This is a genomic window from Haloferax prahovense, from assembly GCF_000723845.1.
GTDB lineage: Archaea > Halobacteriota > Halobacteria > Halobacteriales > Haloferacaceae > Haloferax > Haloferax prahovense.
Genome location: NZ_LK053000.1, coordinates 625,094 through 643,439, shown reverse-complemented (window position 1 = coordinate 643,439; position 18,346 = coordinate 625,094). Strand labels below are relative to the sequence as shown.

Sequence of the window (18,346 nt, the reverse complement as noted above, 5' to 3'; positions counted from 1 at the left end):
ACGCGAAAGGTGGCGACGATACTGCGCTTCGAAGTTAACCGAGTTCCACGCGACAAGTGCGGGATCGTCTACCCGATCATCCTCGGCGGTCGATTCGACTCGGTTCCGAGCTGTCTCGAGTCGCTTCGGTGGCGCGAGGTCCGGCAGGTTCCGGTCGGTGATCTCTTCGACCCATTCGGGTGCATCGCGCACGACAGCGAAGACGGACGCGGACCGCGGCGGTGTCGCAATCCCGTTGGTCAACCGCGCGAAGTACGTCCCGCGCAGGCGGGTCATCGTTCCACCTCGTCGGGCGAGAACACGCGCGACCAGGCGAACTGCGCGTAGCTTGAGCGCGCGTCCCGGTCGATCCACGAGAAATCGAACTCGTCAACGAGGGTCGCGGGGACGATCTTCGCGGCGATGATGTCGCGCGCGGGAGTCGGCGCGCAGACGGCGAAGAGATAGACGCCAGCTTCCTCGAGGAGATGGTCGTGCTGGCTCTGTCGAATCAGGAACCGACCGCGGCGCTGATCTTCGCCGTAAACGACCATCGCGCTCTTGATCTCCACGACGGTCCCGGTCTCGAGGAGACAGATCCCGACGAACGGCAGCTTCCGACTCGGAGAGACGAGTGAGACGGTAACGGCGTCGTGGTGCTCAGCAATCTCGTCGGAGACGTACCGAAACTCGGGGTGGCGCTGGAGAAGCGTGGCTTCGACCGTGTTGCCCGCGCGCTTCGATGGAGCGATCCCCATCAGGACCATCGCTCCGGGTTACCGCCGTGGCGACCGGGCGCTTCTTGCGGGTCAGGGATAGGAACGTCGAGTCCGCCCGCGGAGCCGCGCTGCAGGCGAACCAGCGTGTCGCACTCGCGACAGCGGTGCGCGCGGTCGTCACTATCTCCGTAGACGCGGCGGAAGTCGTGAGTGACGTGAGAGTCGCAGTAGAGACACCGCTTTTTCTGAGCGGCCTTGGCGAGTCTCACCGCCACGCGAACTCACCCCCGGCTAAACTAATCGCTGTACGTAGTGGGGGTGCGGTAGGATACTTGTTGAGTTGACGCGAGAGAACGCTCTCTCGATTTTGGTTATCGTCAGAATCTGGGTGGCTGGGGAGCCATGAAGCCCAATTTACTTCGGCAAGGTGCCGAGTAAATTTTGGATGGGCCAACGCGGATTTGAACCGCGGGCCTCCCGGTTATCAGCCGAGCGCTCAACCTGACTGAGCTATTGGCCCAGGTAAGCGCATTCACTCGTTGTGCGCTGTTGATTTTAAGACTTTCTTTTCGGAGGCGCGTTGGCGCGTGTTAGTGAATGTCGGCGTCGTCGGTCGATTACACCGCTTCAGACGCTGGGCGTGAAGTCGAATATCGGAAGGCTTCGCGCGGCTACGCGCCGGAAACCCGAACAAGAGAGACGACGCGGGACCGGAGGAAGACGCGCTACTTGGAGTCGTTGCCGTCGCCGTCGAAGCGGTACGAGTCGGGGTCGGCGTCGTAGACGCCGTCACCGCCGCTACTGTTGCCGCTTCCGCCGGAACCGCTCCCGCCGCTCGGGCCGGGCGATCCACCGGGACCGCCGGGTCCGAAGTCGCCCTGCGGGAAGCCGGTCGTCCAGACGTTGCCGGTGACGAAGCCGTCGGCGCGCTTGTCGAGGTACGGCTTGACGACGAAGCGCTTGAGCACCTCGCGGATGGGGTACCGGGTCACCGGGATGGCGAGCAGGAAGCCGATGGTGTCGGTGACGAGCCCCGGCGTGAGGAGGAACGCGCCCGCGGCGATGAGGAGGCCGCCGTCCATGACCTCGTTCGTCGGGAGGTCGCCCCCGGCGAACTTCGACTGGAGGCTTCTGAGGGTGTGTCGCCCCTCGGCGCGGACGATGAGCATCCCGACGAGCCCGGTCAGGACGACGAGCGCGACCGTCGGCACGAGGTTGATGTACTGCGCGACGACCACGAGTAGCAACGCGTCGGAGAGGGGGATGAGGAGCAAGAGCGCCATCAGCGTGCGCGTTCGCATGGGCGACACTACCGGGCCGCGGCCCATAGCCCTTTTGTCCCGCCCGCGACGCGCCGGTCTCCCGAACCCGTCCGCGGCGACCGTCGAGGATGCGCGCGACCCGCCGACTGCGACCGGCCGCGCCACGAGGGCTCGAAGCGCTTACCCGCGTCCACCGCGGATGGGTGGACATGACCGACGAGACGCGCGTCGAATGGCGAGAGTGGGGCCCCGACGCGTTCGCCGAGGCGCGAGCGGCGGACAAGCCCGTCCTGCTTTCGCTGTCGGCGACGTGGTGCGAGGACTGTCACGAGATGGACGCCGAGACGTACGCTGAGCCGCGCATCGCCGCGAACCTCAACGACGGCTTCGTCCCGGTTCGGGTGAACGTGGACCGCCAGCCGCGCATCCGCGAGCGGTACAACATGGGCGGCTTCCCCTCGACCGTCTTCCTCGCGCCCGACGGCCACCCCATCACGGGCGCGACGTTCATCGGCCCCGACGGCATGCGGCAGGTCGTCGACCGCGTGCGCGAGGTGTGGGAGAAGAAGGGCGCGGACGCCGGACGGCTCCCGCGGGCGCTCAGGGGCGACCTCCCCCCCGCGGGCGAGGTCTCGCCTCGAATCGAGTCGCACCTCGCCGGCCAGTTGGAAGTCGCCTTCGACGAGGCCCACGGCGGGTGGGGCGACGCCGCGAAGTTCCCGCTCCCGCGGACCGTCGAGTTCGCGCTGAAGCGCGACCGAAGCCGGGCGCTCCGGTCGCTCGACGCGATTCGCGACGGCCTGTTCGACCCCGTCGAAGGCGGCTTCTTCCGCTACGCCGACGACGCCGCGTGGTCGAAGCCGAACCGCGAGAAGACGCTCGAATCGAACGCCGCGCTCCTGCGGGCGTTCGCCAACGGCTACCGCTACACCGGCGAGGACGCCTACCTCGACCCGGCCGCGGGGACCGCCGAGTTCCTCGTCGACTCGCTGTGGACGGGGACCGGCTTCGCGGGGAGCATGGGTCCCGCCGCGGGGACGGACTACTACCTCCTCGGAAAGGAGGGCCGCGACAACGCGCCCGGCCCGCGGACCGACCTCACCGTCTACGCCGGCGGCAACGCCCTCGCCGCGGACGCGCTGTTGGTGCTGGCTGGCCTCACCGACGACGAGCGGGCCCACGAGTTCGGCTCCCGCGCGCTCGACAGACTCGCCGAGGACCTCGTCGACGACGGCGTCGTGACTCACTTCCGGTCCGGCGGCGACGCGGGCGAGAAGCTCCTGCTCGAAGACCAGGCGCGCGTGGTCGCCGCGGCCTGCCGCGCCCGACAGGTGCTCGGCGACGAGTCGGTCGCGGGCGACCCGCTCCTCGCGTTCGCCGCCGATGCCGCCGACGCCGCCATCGACGAACTGTTCGACGAGGGCTCGTTCCTCGACGGTCCCGCGAGCGGCGAGGCGCTCCTGTCGTCGCCGCTCCGCCCGCTCGACGGGAACGTGGAGATGGCGAACACGCTGCTCGACCTCGCGGCGCTCACGGGAGACGAACGCTACCGCGAGGTGGCACAGGAGACCATCGGCGCGTTCGCGGGCGCGTGGGACCGTATCGGCGTACAAATCGCCGCCTACGGGACCGCGGCGGCGCGTCTGCTCCGCGACCCGCTCGTCGTGGAACTCAACGACGGCGCCGGTTCCGACCTCCACCGGGCGGCGCTCCGCGTCGCCGACCACGAGGCGCTCGTGGTTCCCGAGGCCGACGCCGACGGCCTCGCCGACGGGACCGCGCGCGTCAGCGCCGGCGAGACGACGGTGGAGGCAACCACTCCCGAGGAGTTGATGCAGGCGGTGTCCTCAGTCACGCCCGACGCCTGACCGCAACCGACGGCAACCGCGAGCGGGTGTAAACATCCGGTTTGTTTATCAGGGAGAAACGAGACGGACGGTGCATGACCAGTCTGCGAGACCTCGGGTTGTCCGAGTACGAGGCCCGAGCCTACCGCGCGCTTCTGCGGACGGGCGCGACGACGGCCAAGGAGCTATCGCGCGCCAGCGACGTCCCCATGGGCCGCGTCTACGACGTGCTGAACAGTCTCGAACAGTATCACCTCATCCGGAGTCAGGCGGCCAGCCGGCCGAAGAAGTACGTCGCCGTCGAGCCCGACACGGCGCTCGACCGCCTGCTCGAATCGAAGCGTCAGGAGCTGGCCGAGAAGGCCGAGCAGTACGAGAACGTCGTCGCCGAGCTGACTGACGAACTCGACGCCGCGGAGCCCGTCCACGACCAGTTCTGGACGGCCGCGGTCGGCGCGGACGAGACCATCGACCTGCTCGTCGAGCGACTCGCGGCGGCCGACGACTCGCTCGTGATGGTCGCCGGAACGCCCTCGCCGCAGTTCGACCTCGACGCCGTCGGCGACCTCGTCGTCGACGAACTGGAGGCCGCGCTCGACCGCGGCGTGGAGGTCTCGATGCTCATGTCGCCGGACCTCGTCGACAGCCTGCCCGAGAGCGTCGGCCAGAGCTACATGAACCGGCTGTCGAGCGCGCAGAACTTCCACGTGCGAACTGCCGAGAACGTCACGGGCGTGTTCAATCTCATCGACGACGTGGAGGTCTGCATCGAGGTCCCGAACCCCCTCGACCCCGGGCAGGCGTTCGCCATGATAGACCTGAAAGACCCCGAGTTCGCCGCCGACCTCCGAGAGACGTTCGACCCGCGCTGGGAGGAAGCGGCACCGCTCCCACTGTAGGGATTCGGAGAGAGAAAGCAGTTGTGTCCGGGTGCGGAGACCGTTCAGGCGTCGAGTTCGTCGCGGAGCTGTCCCAGCGTCACCTCGCGCTCGGCGTGCGCGTTGTGCTGGTGAATCGACTCGTCGTTCGACTGTTTCATGTGGACCACCGCGTCGTCGCCGAGGTGGTCGAGTGCGTCGACGGACATCTCGGCCATCGAGCGGACGCAGTCCTCGACGAACTTCGCGTTCGCGTGGGCGTGGTAGGTCATGTGGTCCTCGTCGGGGCGCTTGGCGAGGTTGTAGATGCGCGCCGACATCGAGTCGCGGGCGATGTCGATGAGGTCCATGAGGTCGACCTCGGGCGAGCCCTGCGTCTCGACGGTGAGCGTGGCGTGGCCGCGCTGGGAGTGCCCCGGCTGGGGGACCTTGTCGAGGAACTCCTCGATGGTGTCGTCGTCGACCGAGAGGTCCTGCAACACGTCGCGGGCGCGGGAGGCGGACATGCCCTGCGAGCAGGGACAGACGGTCATGCCGACCACTTCCGCACCGATTTCCTCGCGGGTGCCCTCCTCGGTCGCGGTGGCGCTGGCGATGATCTGTGCGGTGCTCTGGGTGGAGAGTCCGCTGGCGGGGGTGTCCTCGCGGACGACGAGTTCGGCGGTCATGCTGACCTCGGCGGTCGTCGTGTACTCGTGCTTCGCGAGGAGGCGCTCGGCGGCGTCGCCGCACATGTCTTCGACGCGGTAGGCCGGCTCGGAGACGGCGGCTTCGAGGACCTCGTCGATGACCTGCATATTTCGGCTCATGTCGATGCCCTTGCGGCCGCCGGGGAGGTCGACGAAGACCTCGAACTCAGCCATCAAGACGAGGGGTCGCTTCCCGTCGCGGGCGATCTTGACGAGCTTCTCGACGCCTGTGACGCCGACCTGGCTCAGCCCGACGGTCACGTCCGGCTGGGAGGCCTGTACGTCAGGCAACTGGTGACTCATCGAAGAATAAAAAGTGCCGTTGCTGATTAGTGCTTTCGATAGGGGAACAGAATCGCGGGCGAACGCCCCGCTGTGCTCCGACTACGGCCAGTCGTCGCGCCCCTCGTCCTCGAAGGGGTCCGCGGGGGCGTCGTCGTCGCCGGCGAGCACCCACTCGGCGGCCTCGGCGGCGTCCTCGACGGGGAGGTACTCCCAGCCGGTCTCCTCGGCCACCGCGCGGTCCTCGTCGGACGTGCCGACGAAGACGTGCCGGTCGGTGTCGAACTGGCGCATCACGTTTTCGAGGCTCTCTTTGACGCCGCGCGGTCCGGAGAAGAAGTCCTGCCGGATGCGCTCTTTTCGGGTGAAGTTCGTCACGACGTACGTCGGCTTCTCGCTCACCACGCCGATGTACTTCGTCCACGTCCGGGCGTCCGAAAACGCCGCGTTCGGGTCGCCGAGCTGCTTGAGCGCGGAGAGTTCGAACGCGAGCGTCATCGTTCCTTGGCCGCCACCTGTTGCCATACCCGGCGATAGGCGGCGACGCGTGGAAAACGACTTCGGTCCCGGCCGTCCGCGAGCGGGAGGCCGTCGGCTCGGGGGCGACCGGGTCGGGCGGAGAACGCGAGCGACGGGACGGGCGCAGCGAGATTACTGAACGCGGACGTAGTCGGTGAACACCACGATGTCGCCCCGCGAGAGCCGCGAGGTGGTCGTGTCGATGTCGAGCCGGCCGGCGGGACTGGCGCTCGCGAGCGCGTGCTGGGTCCGCTCGCTCAACTCGTCGAAGTGATGGACCCGAGCGCCCGGCGGCACGTCGGTAACGGGTGCGACGGTCGGCGGCGCGGTGACTGCTGGGGAAGACGGCGACTGTCCGTCTTTTGATGACATGTGGTAACACACACCATGGATGGAGATAAATGTTTGGCCGGCGAGACGACTGGCGGGGCGCGTAACGACGGGCGAAAGAGAGCCAAGAACGAGGGGGCGAACCGCGAACGCAGGCGAGCGCCCGGCGGGCCGAAGCCGCGCCGGGCGGCCGCGCGCAGACGCGGCTGGCCGGGTGAAAACAGCGGGAGCGGGTCCCGAGTTACTGTTCGGCCGCCGCGCCTTCGAGGTCGTCGAGCTGGAAGTCCTGCTTCACGAGGATTTCCTTCTGCCCGCTGACGTCGACCTGCTCGCGCATGAGCTTCTTGTACTTCGTCTGCGGCGAGAGGTCGCCGATGAGGACGCCGCCGACGATTTTGCCGTCCTTGATGGCGAGACGCCGCCACTCGGTGTCGGAGTACTTGGCCTCGACGTGGTCGTCGCCGAGCGTCGGGTGGCCGAACGAGAGGAACGGGAAGTCGAAGTGGGTGATGGAGTACGACGAGACCCAGCGGAACTCCTCGGAGCCGTAGTCGACCATGTTCTTGGCCGCGATGGTGCCCTGCTCTTTGGCGGAGCCCCACGCGCCGTTCTGGGCGCGGTCGCCGAGGATGAGGTCGTGGAACTCGGTGATGTCACCGGCCGCGAAGATGTCATCGTGGTTCGTCCGCATGAACTCGTCCGTGTAGATGCCGTTGTCGTACTCGATGTCGGTGCCACCGAGAATCTCCGTGTTGAAGTTCAGGCCGATGGCGATGCCGACGAAGTCGGCGTCGTAGCGGTCGCCGTTGGGGTCGACGGCGGTCGTGACGCGGTCGTCGTCGTCGACCTCGAAGTGGTCGACGCCGGAGTCGAAGACGGGTTCGACGTTGCGCTCGCGGAGCGCCTCGTGGATGATTTCCGCGCCTTCCTCGGAGAGCGCGTAGCGCCACCACGCCTTGCCGCGCATGAGGTACTTGCCCTCGACCTCTTGGGCGGCGGTGATGGCCGCGAGGTCGATGCCGAGCAGGCCCGCGCCGATGACGACGGAGTTGTCCGCGCCCTCGATGTGCTCTTTGATGTCGCGGGCGTCTTGGAACGTCCAGAAGTGGTGGATACCCTCCGCGTCGGAGTTCTCGACGGGGAGCTGGGTCGGCGTGCCGCCGATGGCGAGAAGCAGTTTGTCGTAGTCGTACTCGGTGCCGTCGTGGGCGGTGACGGTGTGGCCCTCGGGGTCGATGTCCGTGACGAGCGTGTTGAGTTCGAGGTCCACGTCGCGGTCGTCGTACCACGACTCGTCGTGGATGGAGATGGGTGCCTCGGGCAGTTTGCCCTTGGCGAATTCCTTGATGAGAATGCGGTTGTACAGCGGTTCGCCCTCGTCCGTGATGATGGTGATGTCGGCGTCGGGTTCCTCTTCGCGGAGTGTCTCAGCCGCTGAGGCCCCGGCGATACCGTCGCCGACGATCACGTACGATTGGCTCATGACCCGACGTTTGTATTCGGGGTTAATGTGGATTGCTATCTCCCTCATGATTGTTTTGCAGCCGGAAATCGGGACGAGATGGGGAGACGGGAGCCGAATCGCGGCTGTTACTGCGTCTCACCGAACCGCTCGGTGAAGCCGCCGTCGGCGGCGGCCGGGCACTCCGAGGGTGCCAACTCCGCGTCGTCGTCGCCGCGAGCGAACGCGGCGCGAACAAAGCCGCGGACGCGGGCGGGAACGCCGCTGGTGGCGGCGATGCGGACGACTCCGCGAACGCCAGCGACGCCGGCGGCGAAACCGAGCGGCCAGCCCAAGAACAGCGCCACGAGACCGAGACCGGGCGCGAGCGGGGCGACGAGCGTCGCGACCGCGGTGGCCGCGACGACGCCGAGGACCGCCGCGACCGCGACGAGCGCCGTCTCTGAGAGCGTTCTGAACCGGAACGGGACTATCTCTCGTACGTCGCCGCGGCCGAAGTGGATATCGTCAAACATGGTCGTTCTCCTCGTTTGGAGAGACGACCGCCGACACCAAAAGGGTAATCTGAATTACATTTCTGTAAGCGGGCTTACCGTAGCGCGCTTATGCAATCTTCTCGACAGCTTCGGCCGCAGAGTCGACGACCGAGAGTTCGTCGTCGAGGTCGACGACGAGCGCCTCGTCTCCGTGTTCGATGCGGACGCGGACGCGCCACGGGTCCTCCGAGACGACGGTGAGTGCCTCGTCGCCGACGACCCACGGGAACCGCCAGAAGGGAGTTCCGCACACGTCCTGTCCCCGCGAGGAGAGGAAGCCGAGGACGGTCGACTCGTCGAGCAGGACCAGCCCGACGGGCGAGACGGCCTCGTAGGCGCACTGGCCGCAGCGGTGGGTCACGACCACGTCGAGGTCGAACGGGTCGGCGTCGCGGGACAGCGAGGTGCTCGTCGTCCCGCCGCACTCGGGGCAGACGCCGTCGGCGGCGAGGCAGTGGAGGTGTCGCACGCGCTGGTCGAACGCCGATAGGAGCGCCTCCGTGGTGCGCCCTTCGAGGCCGCCGGGCGGGAACTCCTCGTGGGCGTGGGTCCGCGCGCAGTCGGCGCAGGAGATTGTGAGTTTCTCGTCGCCGTAGTCGGCTTCGAGCGGGCCGTCGCAGGCGACACAGGAGCCGGGTGCCGAAAAGGCGGGGAGGACGGGGTCCTCGTTGAACGTCCCCGCGAGCACGGCGCGGACGACCTTCTCGCCGGCGTGGCGGAAGTCGTAGCCGTCGTCGGTCTTGCGGACGAACTGGCCGCGGAGCTTTCCGAGGTGGTAGTTGAACCGCGCGCTGTCGTCGACGCCGACCCGTCGGCGGAGTTCGGAGAAGGGAACGGGTCGGTCGGGTGACTCCCAGAGCGCTTCGAGGATGGTGAGTCGGGTCTCGTCGGCGACGATGCCGAACGCTTCGGCCGGCGAGATGCAGTCGTCGCACTCGAGGACCGAGTCCTCGCGGACGGATGCGGAGTCGCTCATACCCCTCACATGCGGGCGAACCGCATTAAATCACCTCGTAAAATTTCGTTCGGGAACTCGCGGGTCGCGTCGCCCGCGTGAGTCAGGCGGGGTCGCGTCCGTCTCGCGCGGGACGCCCGCGAAGCGCCCCCGGAGACGTGGTCTTTACGTGTATCCGACCCGAAGCGGACGACGGAATGAAGATTCGCCAGAACATCCGCCACTTCGCGACGAAGAAGGCCCTCACCATGCCGGTCATCGGCGACATCGCCACCGAGAAGATGGTCGACCTCCACGTCCGTATCTTCGGCGAGCGCGCGGACTCCGACCGCAGAGCGGAGCGAGAGGCCCACATGGCGGCGTTCTTCGAGTGCACCTTCGACACCTATCTCGCGGCGCTCGACGCCGGCTTCCCCGAGGCCGAGGCCCGCGAGATAACCCACGTCCAGGCCAACTTCGACTTCTACAACCACGGCTGGACGGAGATGATGGAGATTCCGGTCGACGAAATCGAGGCCCACTACGAACGCTACGAGGAGTTCTTCGAGCGCCACGGCATCGACATCGCGAACCCCCTCGGCGACTTCCGCACCATCGACATCCCGGACGCGCCCGCGACGCTCGGCAAGCTCGACGACCCGAACCACCCCCACGCGGAGGGCGGCTTCGCCGACGACGTGTACGTCGAGGACGACTCGGGCGAAGTCGAGGTCGGCGGGGCCGACGAACCCGAGGACGTGGACGTGTCGGCCGCGCCGGGGATGCAGGACGTCGACGGCACCGACGAGAAGACCGCTTAAGAGACGTCGCGCGGAGTCGGGTCGGTTCTAATCGTCGGACGGCACGCGGGGGCCGACGTCGACGACGCTGTTTTTCCACGTCCCGCGGGTGAACCACGCGAACGCGAGCAGCGCCACCCCGACGTTCGAGAAGGCGATGCCGTACCAGACGCCGGTCGGACCCATAGAGAAGAACTCCACGAGCACGAACGCCGCCGGGATGCGCAGCACCCACAGCGAGATGAGCGAGAACACCATCGCCGTCCGGGTGGACCCGCTCCCGCGGAACCCGCCGTTGACGACGTTGAACGCCCCGAGGAACAGGAACGTCGGGCCGATGATGCGCAGGTAGTCCACGCCGATGGCGATGACCGCCTCCTCGCCGGGGATGAACACCGCGACGATGGGTTCGGCGAACAGGTAGGCGGCGGCGGAGACGAACACCAGCGCGGTGACGATGATGCCGACGCCCCAGAACACCGCGCGTTCGGCGCGCTCGGCCTGGTCAGCGCCGAGGTTCTGGCCGACGACGGTCGAGGTACCCTGCGCGAGGCCGATGGCCGGCAGGAACACGAGGGAGTTGAGGCGGTTGCCGATACCGAACGCGGCGACCGCGGTCTCGGTGCTGGCCCCGCCGGCGTTGACGGCGGCGTAGGCGACGAGCGCCGTGAGGGCAGTCACGCCGAGCGCGCGGGTCGACTGTTCGATGCTCGACGGCACGCCGATGCGGACGATGCGCTCGACCATCTCGCGCTCCGGAATCAGGTCGCGCGGCGAGAGGCTGATACCGACCCGCCCAGAGAGCAGGAGCCAGAAGCCGACGAGCGCGCCGACGCCGCGTGAGAACACCGTGGCGATGGCCGCACCCTGCACGCCGAAGCCGGTGAATCCGGTCGCGGCGAAAAGCGACTGTCCGAGGCCTTCGAGACCGACGAGGCCGAATATCGGGTTCGCGTTGAACCCGAGGATGAGGAACGGGTCGAGGAAGACGTTGATGACGACGCCGAGGCCCATCAGGTACATCGGCGTCTTGGTGTCGCCCCACCCGCGGAGCAGCGCCTGGAAGATGAAGAAGCCGAACATGAACGCGACGCCGAGGAAGATGGTGCGCGTGTAGTCGACCGCCAACTGGTGGACTTCGGTGCCGGGCGTCGTCCCGATGAGCGGGAGCAGTATCGGCGTCAACAGATAGCCGATGACCGCGAACCCGGCCGAAAGCAGGATGACGAACCCGAGGGTCTGCCCGGCGGCGTGGTCGACCTCGTCGTGGTTACCCGCGCCCTTGTTCTGGGCGACGAGGACCGTCCCGGCGACGGTGAACCCGCCGCCGAACGAGATCATGAGGAAGACGAGCGGCCACGAAAAGGACAGCGCCGAGACGGCCTCGGAGCCGACGCGGCCGACCCAGAAGGTGTCGGCGAGGTTGTACGCCACCTGCATAATCTGCGAGAAGACGAGCGGCAGCGACAGCACCAACATCGGCTTGACGAGGTCGCCGTCGACGAGGTTGACGTCCTTCGCCTTCGCGCTCATTCGTCACCTTCCTCGCGCACGAGGTTCTCGACGACGAACTCGTCGAGCGCGGCGCGGACTTCGGTGGGCGCGTCGAAGGCGGACTGGCTCGCCGTCTCGATTCCCGAGGGGTCGGTCACGGCGACGCGCTGGAGGCGCGCGCCGTCGAGCGCCGCGAAGAGGAGCGACGCGGTTCGGTCCGCGTCGACCTCGCGGAAGTGGCCTTCCTCGACGCCCTCGCGGATGATGTCGGCGAGGCGGCGGCGGATAATCGCCTCGTTGCGGGCGACCTGCTCGCGGTAGGCCTCGACGTAGGGGGCCTGCGTCCGCAGTTCGTTGAGGGCGAGCCCGAAGCGGTCGTAGTCGCCGTCGTCGTCGCCGTCGGGGACCATCTTATCCAGGAGGACCCGGAGGCGGGTCTCGGGGGCGTCGCCCTCGGTCGCGGCGACCCGCTCCTCGAAGCGGTCGAACAGGTAGCCGAGGAACGCGACGAGCAGCTCCTGTTTGGTCCCGTAGTGGTAATGGAGGAGGGACTTGCTTTTTCCGGCCTCGTCGGCGATTCGTTGCATCGTCAGGTCCGCGTAGCCGTGGGCGCACAGCGCCCGGTAGGTCGCGGCCATCAGTTCTTCGTGGACCTCGTCGGGGACCGACTGGTCCGGCGTTTCGTCTGCACTCACTAACTGACTAGTCAGTCAGCTACTTAAAAAGAAGTTACGAACGAGAAACAAGTTGCCGGTAAGTGTGCGACGGCGCGCCACGAGAGAAATCGGCACGCTGTGGGGCGGCATCCCGCGGGAAGGTCGGAAAACTCCGAGAGCGTCGGCTTACGGTCGCGCTACAGGCGACGGTCGATACGGTCTGCGACCTCGTAGCCGGCGACGATACCGCCGTTGAGCGACCGCTCTGGGTACTGCGCTTCCGACGCCATCCCCGCGTAGTAGACCCCCTCGGCGACCTCCTCGCCGAGGTCGTACGGCACCACGAGGTCGAGGTAGCCCCGCTCGTACACCGGTCCTGCCCGCGGGTTGCGAGCAATGCGGAACTCCTCGACCGCCGACCGGTCGAAGTCGGGGAACATGTCTTCTATCTCGTCGAACCACGCGTCTTCGACCTCCTCGTCGCTCATCTGCCAGAGCGCTTCGTGCGGCCCCTGCACGTAGCTCGCGACGTACAACAGGTGGTCGCCGCCGTAGCGCTCTTTCGGCACGAAGTTCGTGTGCTCGATGAGCGACCCGAACGGCGCGTCGTGGGCGATGTTGAGCCAGTAGGTGTCCATCAGCGACTCCGACATGGTCGCCAGTCCGCAGACCGCCCCTTGGAAGTCGATGTCGCAGGGGAAGCCCGTGAGGTCTTCGAGCACGTTCGGCATCGTCGCCACGACGACCGACTCGACCTCGTGGGTCTCGGTCCCGTCGTCGGTGTCGACGGTCAGCGTCGAGACCGCCTCGCCGTCGGTGTCGAGTTCCGTCACGCGCGCGCCGGTCTCGATGTGCTCGCGGCCGACCGCAGAGACGAGCGCGTCGATGAAGGGCGCGAAGCCGCCGTCGAAGTAGCCGAGTTTCTCCCCGCGCAGCAGGTCGCGCTCGCCGCGGAAGCGGACGCGCCCGAGGAACCACGACGCCGACACGTCGTGTTTGCGCTCGCCGAACTTGCCGTCGAGAAGCGGGTCGACGAAGTTGTCGTAGACGCCGCGGGTCGTGTGCTCGACGACGAACTCCTCGATGGGGGTGTGTTCGTACTCGGCGAGTTCCTCGTAGGCGTCGAAGTCGGGGACGCCTCCGCGAACGTCGACGCCGAGGGTGAGCATGCCGAGACGGAACTTGTCGTAGAGGCTCATGTGGGGGTAGGCGGCGATTTGCCACGCGGTGTCGAGCGGGTGGACGACGCCATCGACGTAGTAGGCGTTCTTGCCGATGCGCCACTCAAGGTCGTCTTCGAGGCCGAGTTCCCCGGCGAGTTCGACGATGGTCTCTTCGGACTTCGAGAGGTGGTGGTAGAACTTCTCGATGTCGTCGCCGTCCGTCTCGTAGGTTGCGGCGAGGCCGCCGAGAGAGTCGGCCGCCTCGAAGACTCGAACGTCGTGACCCCGGTTCTGGAGTCGGTACGCCGCGGCGAGGCCCGCGATGCCGCCGCCGACGATGCCTATCATGCCCCGACGTTCGGCGTCGGGTGGAAAGTCCTTTCTGATTGGCCGGGTCCGCCGCCGACGGTGGGAGTTTTAACCCCTGTCGACAGAAAGCCGGGCATGCACGGCGCTCCGTACTGGCAAGCGACGCCGTACACGATTCCCATCGGAATCGGTGCGGCCCTCTTCGTCGCGCTCGGCGCGTACCTCTTTCGCCGCCGGACGGAGCGTCGCCTCGTCCCCGGCGCGACCCTCGGTGCCCTCCTGCTGTTCGCGTCCGGGCTCTGGATGGGGACGTACGCGCTCGAACTCTCTCTGACCGACTTCTCGACGAAGGTCCTCTTGAACCAACTCGGCTACTTCGGCATCGCGCCGCTCCCGCTCCTGTGGTTCGCGTACGTGATGCGCCACGCGGGCGTGAAACTGGAGTCCCGAGTCGCGTGGGCGGCGCTCGGGTCCGTGCCAGTCGCCGTCGTCGCGCTCGTGCTGACGAACTCGTGGCACGGCCTCATCTGGACCGACCTTTGGCTCGACGCCGACCACGGCTACGTCGTTCTCGTCAACGAACACGGCGTCGCCTTCGCCGGCTTCATCGTCTACGCCTACGCCCTCATCCTGCTCGGGTGCGCCACCCTCGGCCGGACGCTCCTGCGGTCCGACGGCATCTACCGGAAGCAGACGCTCGCCCTCCTCGGCGGCGGACTGGTCCCGACCGTGGGCGGCGTCGTCTACGTCGCCGGCCTGAGCCCCGTTCCAGGTCTCAACATCCCCGTGCTGGCCTTCTCGGTCGCCTCGGGGGCGGTCGCCTGGAGCGTCTTCCGACACCGACTGTTCACGCTCGTCCCCGTCGCGTGGGAGTCGGCCGTCGAGTCGATGCACGACGCCGCGCTCGTCCTCGACGGCGACGGGCGCGTCATCGACGTCAACCCCGCTGGCGAGCAGTTCCTCTCGCTTCCCCTCTCGGACGCCTACGGACGGTCGGTCGTGCGCGTCCTCCCCGCGGAAATCGTCGACGCGCTCGACGGCGTTCCGCAGTCCGACGCGGAGACGGAGACGACGGTCCCGACGGACGACGGCGAGCGCGCCCTCCTCGTAGAGACGACGCCGCTGGGCGACGAGGCGAACATGACGGGGACGCTCGTCCTCCTCCGCGACGTGACAGAACGGGTCGAACGCGAGCGACGGCTCGAACGCCAAAACGAGCGGCTCGACGAGTTCGCGTCGGTCGTCTCTCACGACCTGCGGAATCCGCTCACCGTCGCCCGCGGCTACCTCGAACTCGCAGCCGAGACCGGCGACGAGGAGTACTTCGAGCGAATCGAGGACGCCCACGACCGGATGGAGAACATCATCGAGGACCTGCTCACGCTGGCCCGCGAGGGCGAGACGCTCACCGACGTGACGCCGGTCGCGCTGCGAACGGTCGCACAGGAGGCGTGGGACGGCACGGTCGTCGGCGACGCGGCCCTCGACGTTCGGGCCGACCGGACTATCGCCGCCGACCGGGGACGACTCCGCCAGCTGTTCGAGAACCTGTTTCGGAACGCCGTGGAACACGGTTCCACGGGCAACCAGACTACGTCTGGTGATGCTGTCGAGCACGGGAGCGAAGACGACGACGCGCTCACCGTCGCCGTCGGCGCACTCGACGGCGGCTTCTACGTCGAAGACGACGGGCCGGGCATTCCGGAGTCCGAGCGAGCGGACGTGTTCGAGCGGGGGTACACGACCCACGAGAACGGGACCGGCTTCGGCCTGCCCATCGTCAAGACGATTGCGGACGCCCACGGTTGGTCCGTCAGCCTCGGCGAGTCGGACGCCGGCGGGGCGCGGTTCGAGTTCACCGGCGTCGAGACCGACCCCGAGCCCGCGAACGCGGAGCAGTCGACGAGCGATTGAGCGCGCGACGAGGGGTCGGTTGCGACGTTCGCCACATTTTTATCTGCGATAAGGCAACAGCGGGGCATGGTTACGGTCCGCGCACCCGCCACGAGCGCCAACCTCGGAAGTGGGTTCGATGTCTTCGGCGTGGCTCTCGACCGCCCCGCCGACATCGTTCACGTCGAACGGGCGGACCGGACGACAATCGAAGTGACCGGCGTCGGCAGTCAGTACATCCCGACCGACCCCGACCGGAACGTCGTCGGCGCGGTCGCGGAGGCGCTCGACGCCCCCGCGCACATCCGCATCGACAAGGGCGTCCGCCCGTCGTCCGGACTCGGCTCGTCGGCGGCGAGCTCGGCCGCCGCCGCCGTCGCGCTGAACGAGCTGTACGACCGCGGGCTCTCCCGCGAGGAGCTCGTCCCCGTCGCCGCCGAGGGCGAGGCCGTCGTCTCCGGCGAGGCCCACGCCGACAACGTCGCGCCCGCGCTCCTCGGCGGCTTCACCGTCGCGACCGACGAGGGCGTCACGACCGTCGACGCCGACATCCCGCTCGTCGCCTGCCTCCCCGAAATCGCCGTCTCGACCCGCGACGCCCGACGAGTCGTCCCGAGCGACGCTAGCATCGAGGACATGGTCCACACGGTCGGCCGGGCGGCGACCCTCGCGGTCGGGATGTGCCGCCGCGACCCCGACCTCGTCGGCGCGGGGATGGACGACCGCGTCGTCACGCCCGCGCGAGCAGAACTCATCAACGGCTACCACGGGGTCCGCGAGGCCGCCCTCGACGCGGGCGCGTCCGGCGTCACCGTCTCCGGTGCCGGTCCCTCGGTCCTCGGCGTCTGCCAAGCGGCCGACCGCACCCGCGTCGCCGGCGCGATGCTCGAAGCGTTCGACGAGGCAGACGTGGACGCCCGCGCCTACAAGACGCGGGTCGGTCGCGGGGCAGAAGTATTCGAACTCTGAGTGGTACAGAGAGAACCACTCGCACGCACGATTCTCGTCTCTTCCCGCGTCTGAGCTACTGCAACGCGTTGACGCGGTCGTTGGTAACACGATTCCGAGAAGACTTTTCTCACTATCACGATATATTCGACCATGGAACGAGCACTCGTCGTCGTCTCCCCCGAAGAACGGTCGCACCGAATCCTCCGCGAGGCCGGCGAACTGGCCGCCGGCAGCGGTGCGGAACTCGTCGTCCTCACGGTTCTCCCGGACGAGGAGTTCGAACGGACCCGCTCGGCGCTCGCCAGCGTCGGCTCCTCGGACGTCGTCTACGGCATCGACCAGGCCATCGAGTCGGCCACCCGTCGCGCCAAGCGCGTCGCCCGCGAGGCGTTCGAGGGACTGGACCTCGATTATCGCATCGTCGCCGACATCGGCCCCGAGGCCGACACCATCCTCGAAACGGCCCGCTGGGAGGGCTGCGACCACCTCTTCATCTCCGGTCGCCGCCGCTCGCCCGCCGGCAAGCTCATCTCCCGGGACCTGACGCAGTCGGTCATGCTCAACTTCGACGGCCCGGTCACCGTCCTCCTCGGCGAGGAGTCGTCGGACGACGCCAAGGGGAAGTCGGGACTCCTCGCCTGAAGCGGGCGGCGCGCCGAGTCGGAAGAAAAATCGAATCGAAAACCAAGACGGCCGGTCGTCGGCGGGTGTCGCCGCGTTAGACGCCGCGGCCCTGCAGCTTGTCCTCGTCGGCCATGCCGACGTTCGCCTCGCCTTTCATGCCCTTGCCGATGCCCGACGCGATGTCGGCGAGTGTGTCGGGGTCGTCCCAGTTGTTGACGGCCTCGACGATGGCCTCACCCATCTGTTCCGGGTCCTCCGCGCCGAAGATGCCGGAGCCCACGAAGATGCCGTCGCACTCGTGGTACATCATGAGCGCGGCGTCGGCGGGCGTGGCGATGCCGCCGGCCGCGAAGTTGACGACCGGCAGGCGACCCATCTCGGCCGTCTCGTGGACGAGTTCGGCGGGCGCTTCGTGCTCGCGGGCCCACTTCTCGCGCTCGTCGAAGTTGAGACCGGTCAGCGTCCGAATCTGGTGTTTGATGGTGCGCTGGTGCGTGACGGCCTGGTTCACGTCGCCCGTGCCGGCCTCGCCCTTGGTTCGAATCATCGCCGCGCCCTCGTTGATGCGGCGGAGCGCCTCGGGGAGGTTGCGCGCGCCGCAGACGAACGGCGAGGTGAACTCGCGCTTGTCGATGTGGTAGTCGTTGTCCGCCGGGGTGAGCACCTCGCTCTCGTCTATCATGTCGACGCCGATGGACTCGAGAATCTGCGCCTCGGTGTAGTGGCCGATGCGGGCCTTGCCCATCACCGGAATGGAGACGGCGTCGATAATCTCCTTGACCGTCTCGGGGTCGGCCATCCGGGAGACCCCGCCGCGCTTGCGGATGTCCGCCGGGACGGCTTCGAGCGCCATAACGGCGACTGCGCCGGCTTCCTCCGCGATTTTCGCTTGCTCTGCGTCGACGACGTCCATGATGACGCCGCCCTTCTGCATCTGGGCGAACCCGCGCTTGACGAGTTCGGTCCCGCGCCGAAGCTCCTCCAGGTCGGTCTCCTCTGGCATATCCGTCGCTTGCGAC

Annotated in this window: 19 protein-coding genes and 1 tRNA gene; 6 read left to right on the top strand and 14 right to left on the bottom strand. The window is 67.7% G+C overall.

What is annotated here, in order from left to right:
• Positions 1-272: 272 nt before the first annotated feature.
• The 4 genes from BN984_RS03030 to BN984_RS03020 all read right to left on the bottom strand — a co-directional run bounded on the left by BN984_RS03030 (position 273) and on the right by BN984_RS03020 (position 1,999).
• Entirely contained in the window at positions 273-737 is a 465-nt protein-coding gene (locus tag BN984_RS03030; RefSeq protein ID WP_049967634.1) for a hypothetical protein, read from the bottom strand.
• On the bottom strand, positions 737-967 hold the full coding sequence (locus BN984_RS19905) for a DUF7563 family protein (protein WP_103429258.1): 231 nt from the start codon (positions 965-967) through the stop codon (positions 737-739). The genes BN984_RS03030 and BN984_RS19905 overlap by 1 nt, the downstream gene beginning before the upstream one ends.
• Positions 968-1,144: 177 nt before the next feature.
• Positions 1,145-1,218: transfer RNA gene (locus BN984_RS03025), tRNA-Ile, on the bottom strand.
• A 205-nt stretch (positions 1,219-1,423) separates the two neighbouring features.
• Positions 1,424-1,999 carry an FxsA family protein gene (locus BN984_RS03020; protein ID WP_008095681.1) on the bottom strand — a complete coding sequence of 192 codons (576 nt, stop codon included), beginning with the start codon at positions 1,997-1,999 and terminating at the stop codon, positions 1,424-1,426.
• Between the two features lie 170 nt (positions 2,000-2,169).
• On the opposite strand from BN984_RS03020, the gene BN984_RS03015 reads away from it, so the two are divergent.
• Both BN984_RS03015 and BN984_RS03010 read left to right on the top strand, forming a co-directional pair.
• On the top strand, positions 2,170-3,828 hold the full coding sequence (locus BN984_RS03015; RefSeq protein WP_049967633.1) for a DUF255 domain-containing protein: 1,659 nt from the start codon (positions 2,170-2,172) through the stop codon (positions 3,826-3,828).
• Between the two features lie 74 nt (positions 3,829-3,902).
• Positions 3,903-4,706 carry a TrmB family transcriptional regulator gene (locus BN984_RS03010; protein ID WP_004975406.1) on the top strand — a complete coding sequence of 268 codons (804 nt, stop codon included), beginning with the start codon at positions 3,903-3,905 and terminating at the stop codon, positions 4,704-4,706.
• 44 nt (positions 4,707-4,750) lie between these two features.
• Here BN984_RS03010 and mptA read toward each other — a convergent pair whose 3' ends face one another.
• The 6 genes from mptA to BN984_RS02980 all read right to left on the bottom strand — a co-directional run bounded on the left by mptA (position 4,751) and on the right by BN984_RS02980 (position 9,479).
• Entirely contained in the window at positions 4,751-5,677 is a 927-nt protein-coding gene (gene mptA / locus BN984_RS03005; protein WP_008095685.1) for a GTP cyclohydrolase MptA, read from the bottom strand.
• Between the two features lie 81 nt (positions 5,678-5,758).
• Positions 5,759-6,154, bottom strand: a complete 396-nt coding sequence (locus tag BN984_RS03000; protein ID WP_004975410.1) for a DUF7124 domain-containing protein — start codon at positions 6,152-6,154, stop codon at positions 5,759-5,761.
• A 153-nt stretch (positions 6,155-6,307) separates the two neighbouring features.
• Positions 6,308-6,547: a hypothetical protein gene (locus tag BN984_RS02995; RefSeq protein ID WP_013035539.1), complete on the bottom strand. Its 240-nt coding sequence runs from the start codon at positions 6,545-6,547 to the stop codon at positions 6,308-6,310.
• A 199-nt stretch (positions 6,548-6,746) separates the two neighbouring features.
• A complete protein-coding gene (locus tag BN984_RS02990; protein ID WP_008095689.1) occupies positions 6,747-7,988 on the bottom strand; it encodes an NAD(P)/FAD-dependent oxidoreductase in 1,242 nt (413 codons plus the stop codon).
• 107 nt (positions 7,989-8,095) lie between these two features.
• Positions 8,096-8,482: a hypothetical protein gene (locus tag BN984_RS02985; RefSeq protein WP_049967632.1), complete on the bottom strand. Its 387-nt coding sequence runs from the start codon at positions 8,480-8,482 to the stop codon at positions 8,096-8,098.
• Between the two features lie 88 nt (positions 8,483-8,570).
• Positions 8,571-9,479 (bottom strand): winged helix-turn-helix domain-containing protein, encoded by a 909-nt coding sequence (locus BN984_RS02980; RefSeq protein ID WP_049967631.1) that lies wholly within the window; start codon positions 9,477-9,479, stop codon positions 8,571-8,573.
• Positions 9,480-9,616: 137 nt separating this feature from the next.
• Here BN984_RS02980 and BN984_RS02975 point away from each other — a divergent pair, with 137 nt between their 5' ends.
• Positions 9,617-10,258, top strand: coding sequence for a DUF6149 family protein (locus tag BN984_RS02975; protein WP_181950680.1), 642 nt, complete (start codon positions 9,617-9,619; stop codon positions 10,256-10,258).
• Between the two features lie 27 nt (positions 10,259-10,285).
• Here BN984_RS02975 and BN984_RS02970 read toward each other — a convergent pair whose 3' ends face one another.
• The 3 genes from BN984_RS02970 to BN984_RS02960 form a co-directional block, all read right to left on the bottom strand.
• Positions 10,286-11,770, bottom strand: coding sequence for an MATE family efflux transporter (locus BN984_RS02970; protein WP_049967629.1), 1,485 nt, complete (start codon positions 11,768-11,770; stop codon positions 10,286-10,288).
• Complete coding sequence (locus BN984_RS02965) at positions 11,767-12,426, bottom strand: TetR/AcrR family transcriptional regulator (protein ID WP_049967628.1); 660 nt, start codon at positions 12,424-12,426, stop codon at positions 11,767-11,769. The genes BN984_RS02970 and BN984_RS02965 overlap by 4 nt, the downstream gene beginning before the upstream one ends.
• Positions 12,427-12,584: 158 nt before the next feature.
• The gene (locus BN984_RS02960) at positions 12,585-13,898 is read right to left on the bottom strand and encodes an NAD(P)/FAD-dependent oxidoreductase (protein WP_008095698.1); all 1,314 of its coding nucleotides are present in this window, start codon (positions 13,896-13,898) and stop codon (positions 12,585-12,587) included.
• A gap of 96 nt (positions 13,899-13,994) precedes the next feature.
• Here BN984_RS02960 and BN984_RS02955 point away from each other — a divergent pair, with 96 nt between their 5' ends.
• From BN984_RS02955 to BN984_RS02945, 3 genes are all read left to right on the top strand, one after another.
• Positions 13,995-15,773 carry a histidine kinase N-terminal 7TM domain-containing protein gene (locus BN984_RS02955; protein WP_049967627.1) on the top strand — a complete coding sequence of 593 codons (1,779 nt, stop codon included), beginning with the start codon at positions 13,995-13,997 and terminating at the stop codon, positions 15,771-15,773.
• A gap of 66 nt (positions 15,774-15,839) precedes the next feature.
• The gene (locus tag BN984_RS02950) at positions 15,840-16,721 is read left to right on the top strand and encodes a homoserine kinase (protein WP_008095700.1); all 882 of its coding nucleotides are present in this window, start codon (positions 15,840-15,842) and stop codon (positions 16,719-16,721) included.
• 132 nt (positions 16,722-16,853) lie between these two features.
• The gene (locus tag BN984_RS02945) at positions 16,854-17,345 is read left to right on the top strand and encodes a universal stress protein (protein ID WP_008095701.1); all 492 of its coding nucleotides are present in this window, start codon (positions 16,854-16,856) and stop codon (positions 17,343-17,345) included.
• A 76-nt stretch (positions 17,346-17,421) separates the two neighbouring features.
• Here the strand turns inward: BN984_RS02945 and pdxS are convergent, their stop codons facing one another.
• Complete coding sequence (gene pdxS, locus BN984_RS02940) at positions 17,422-18,330, bottom strand: pyridoxal 5'-phosphate synthase lyase subunit PdxS (RefSeq protein WP_008095702.1); 909 nt, start codon at positions 18,328-18,330, stop codon at positions 17,422-17,424.
• Between the last annotated feature and the right edge of the window lie 16 nt (positions 18,331-18,346).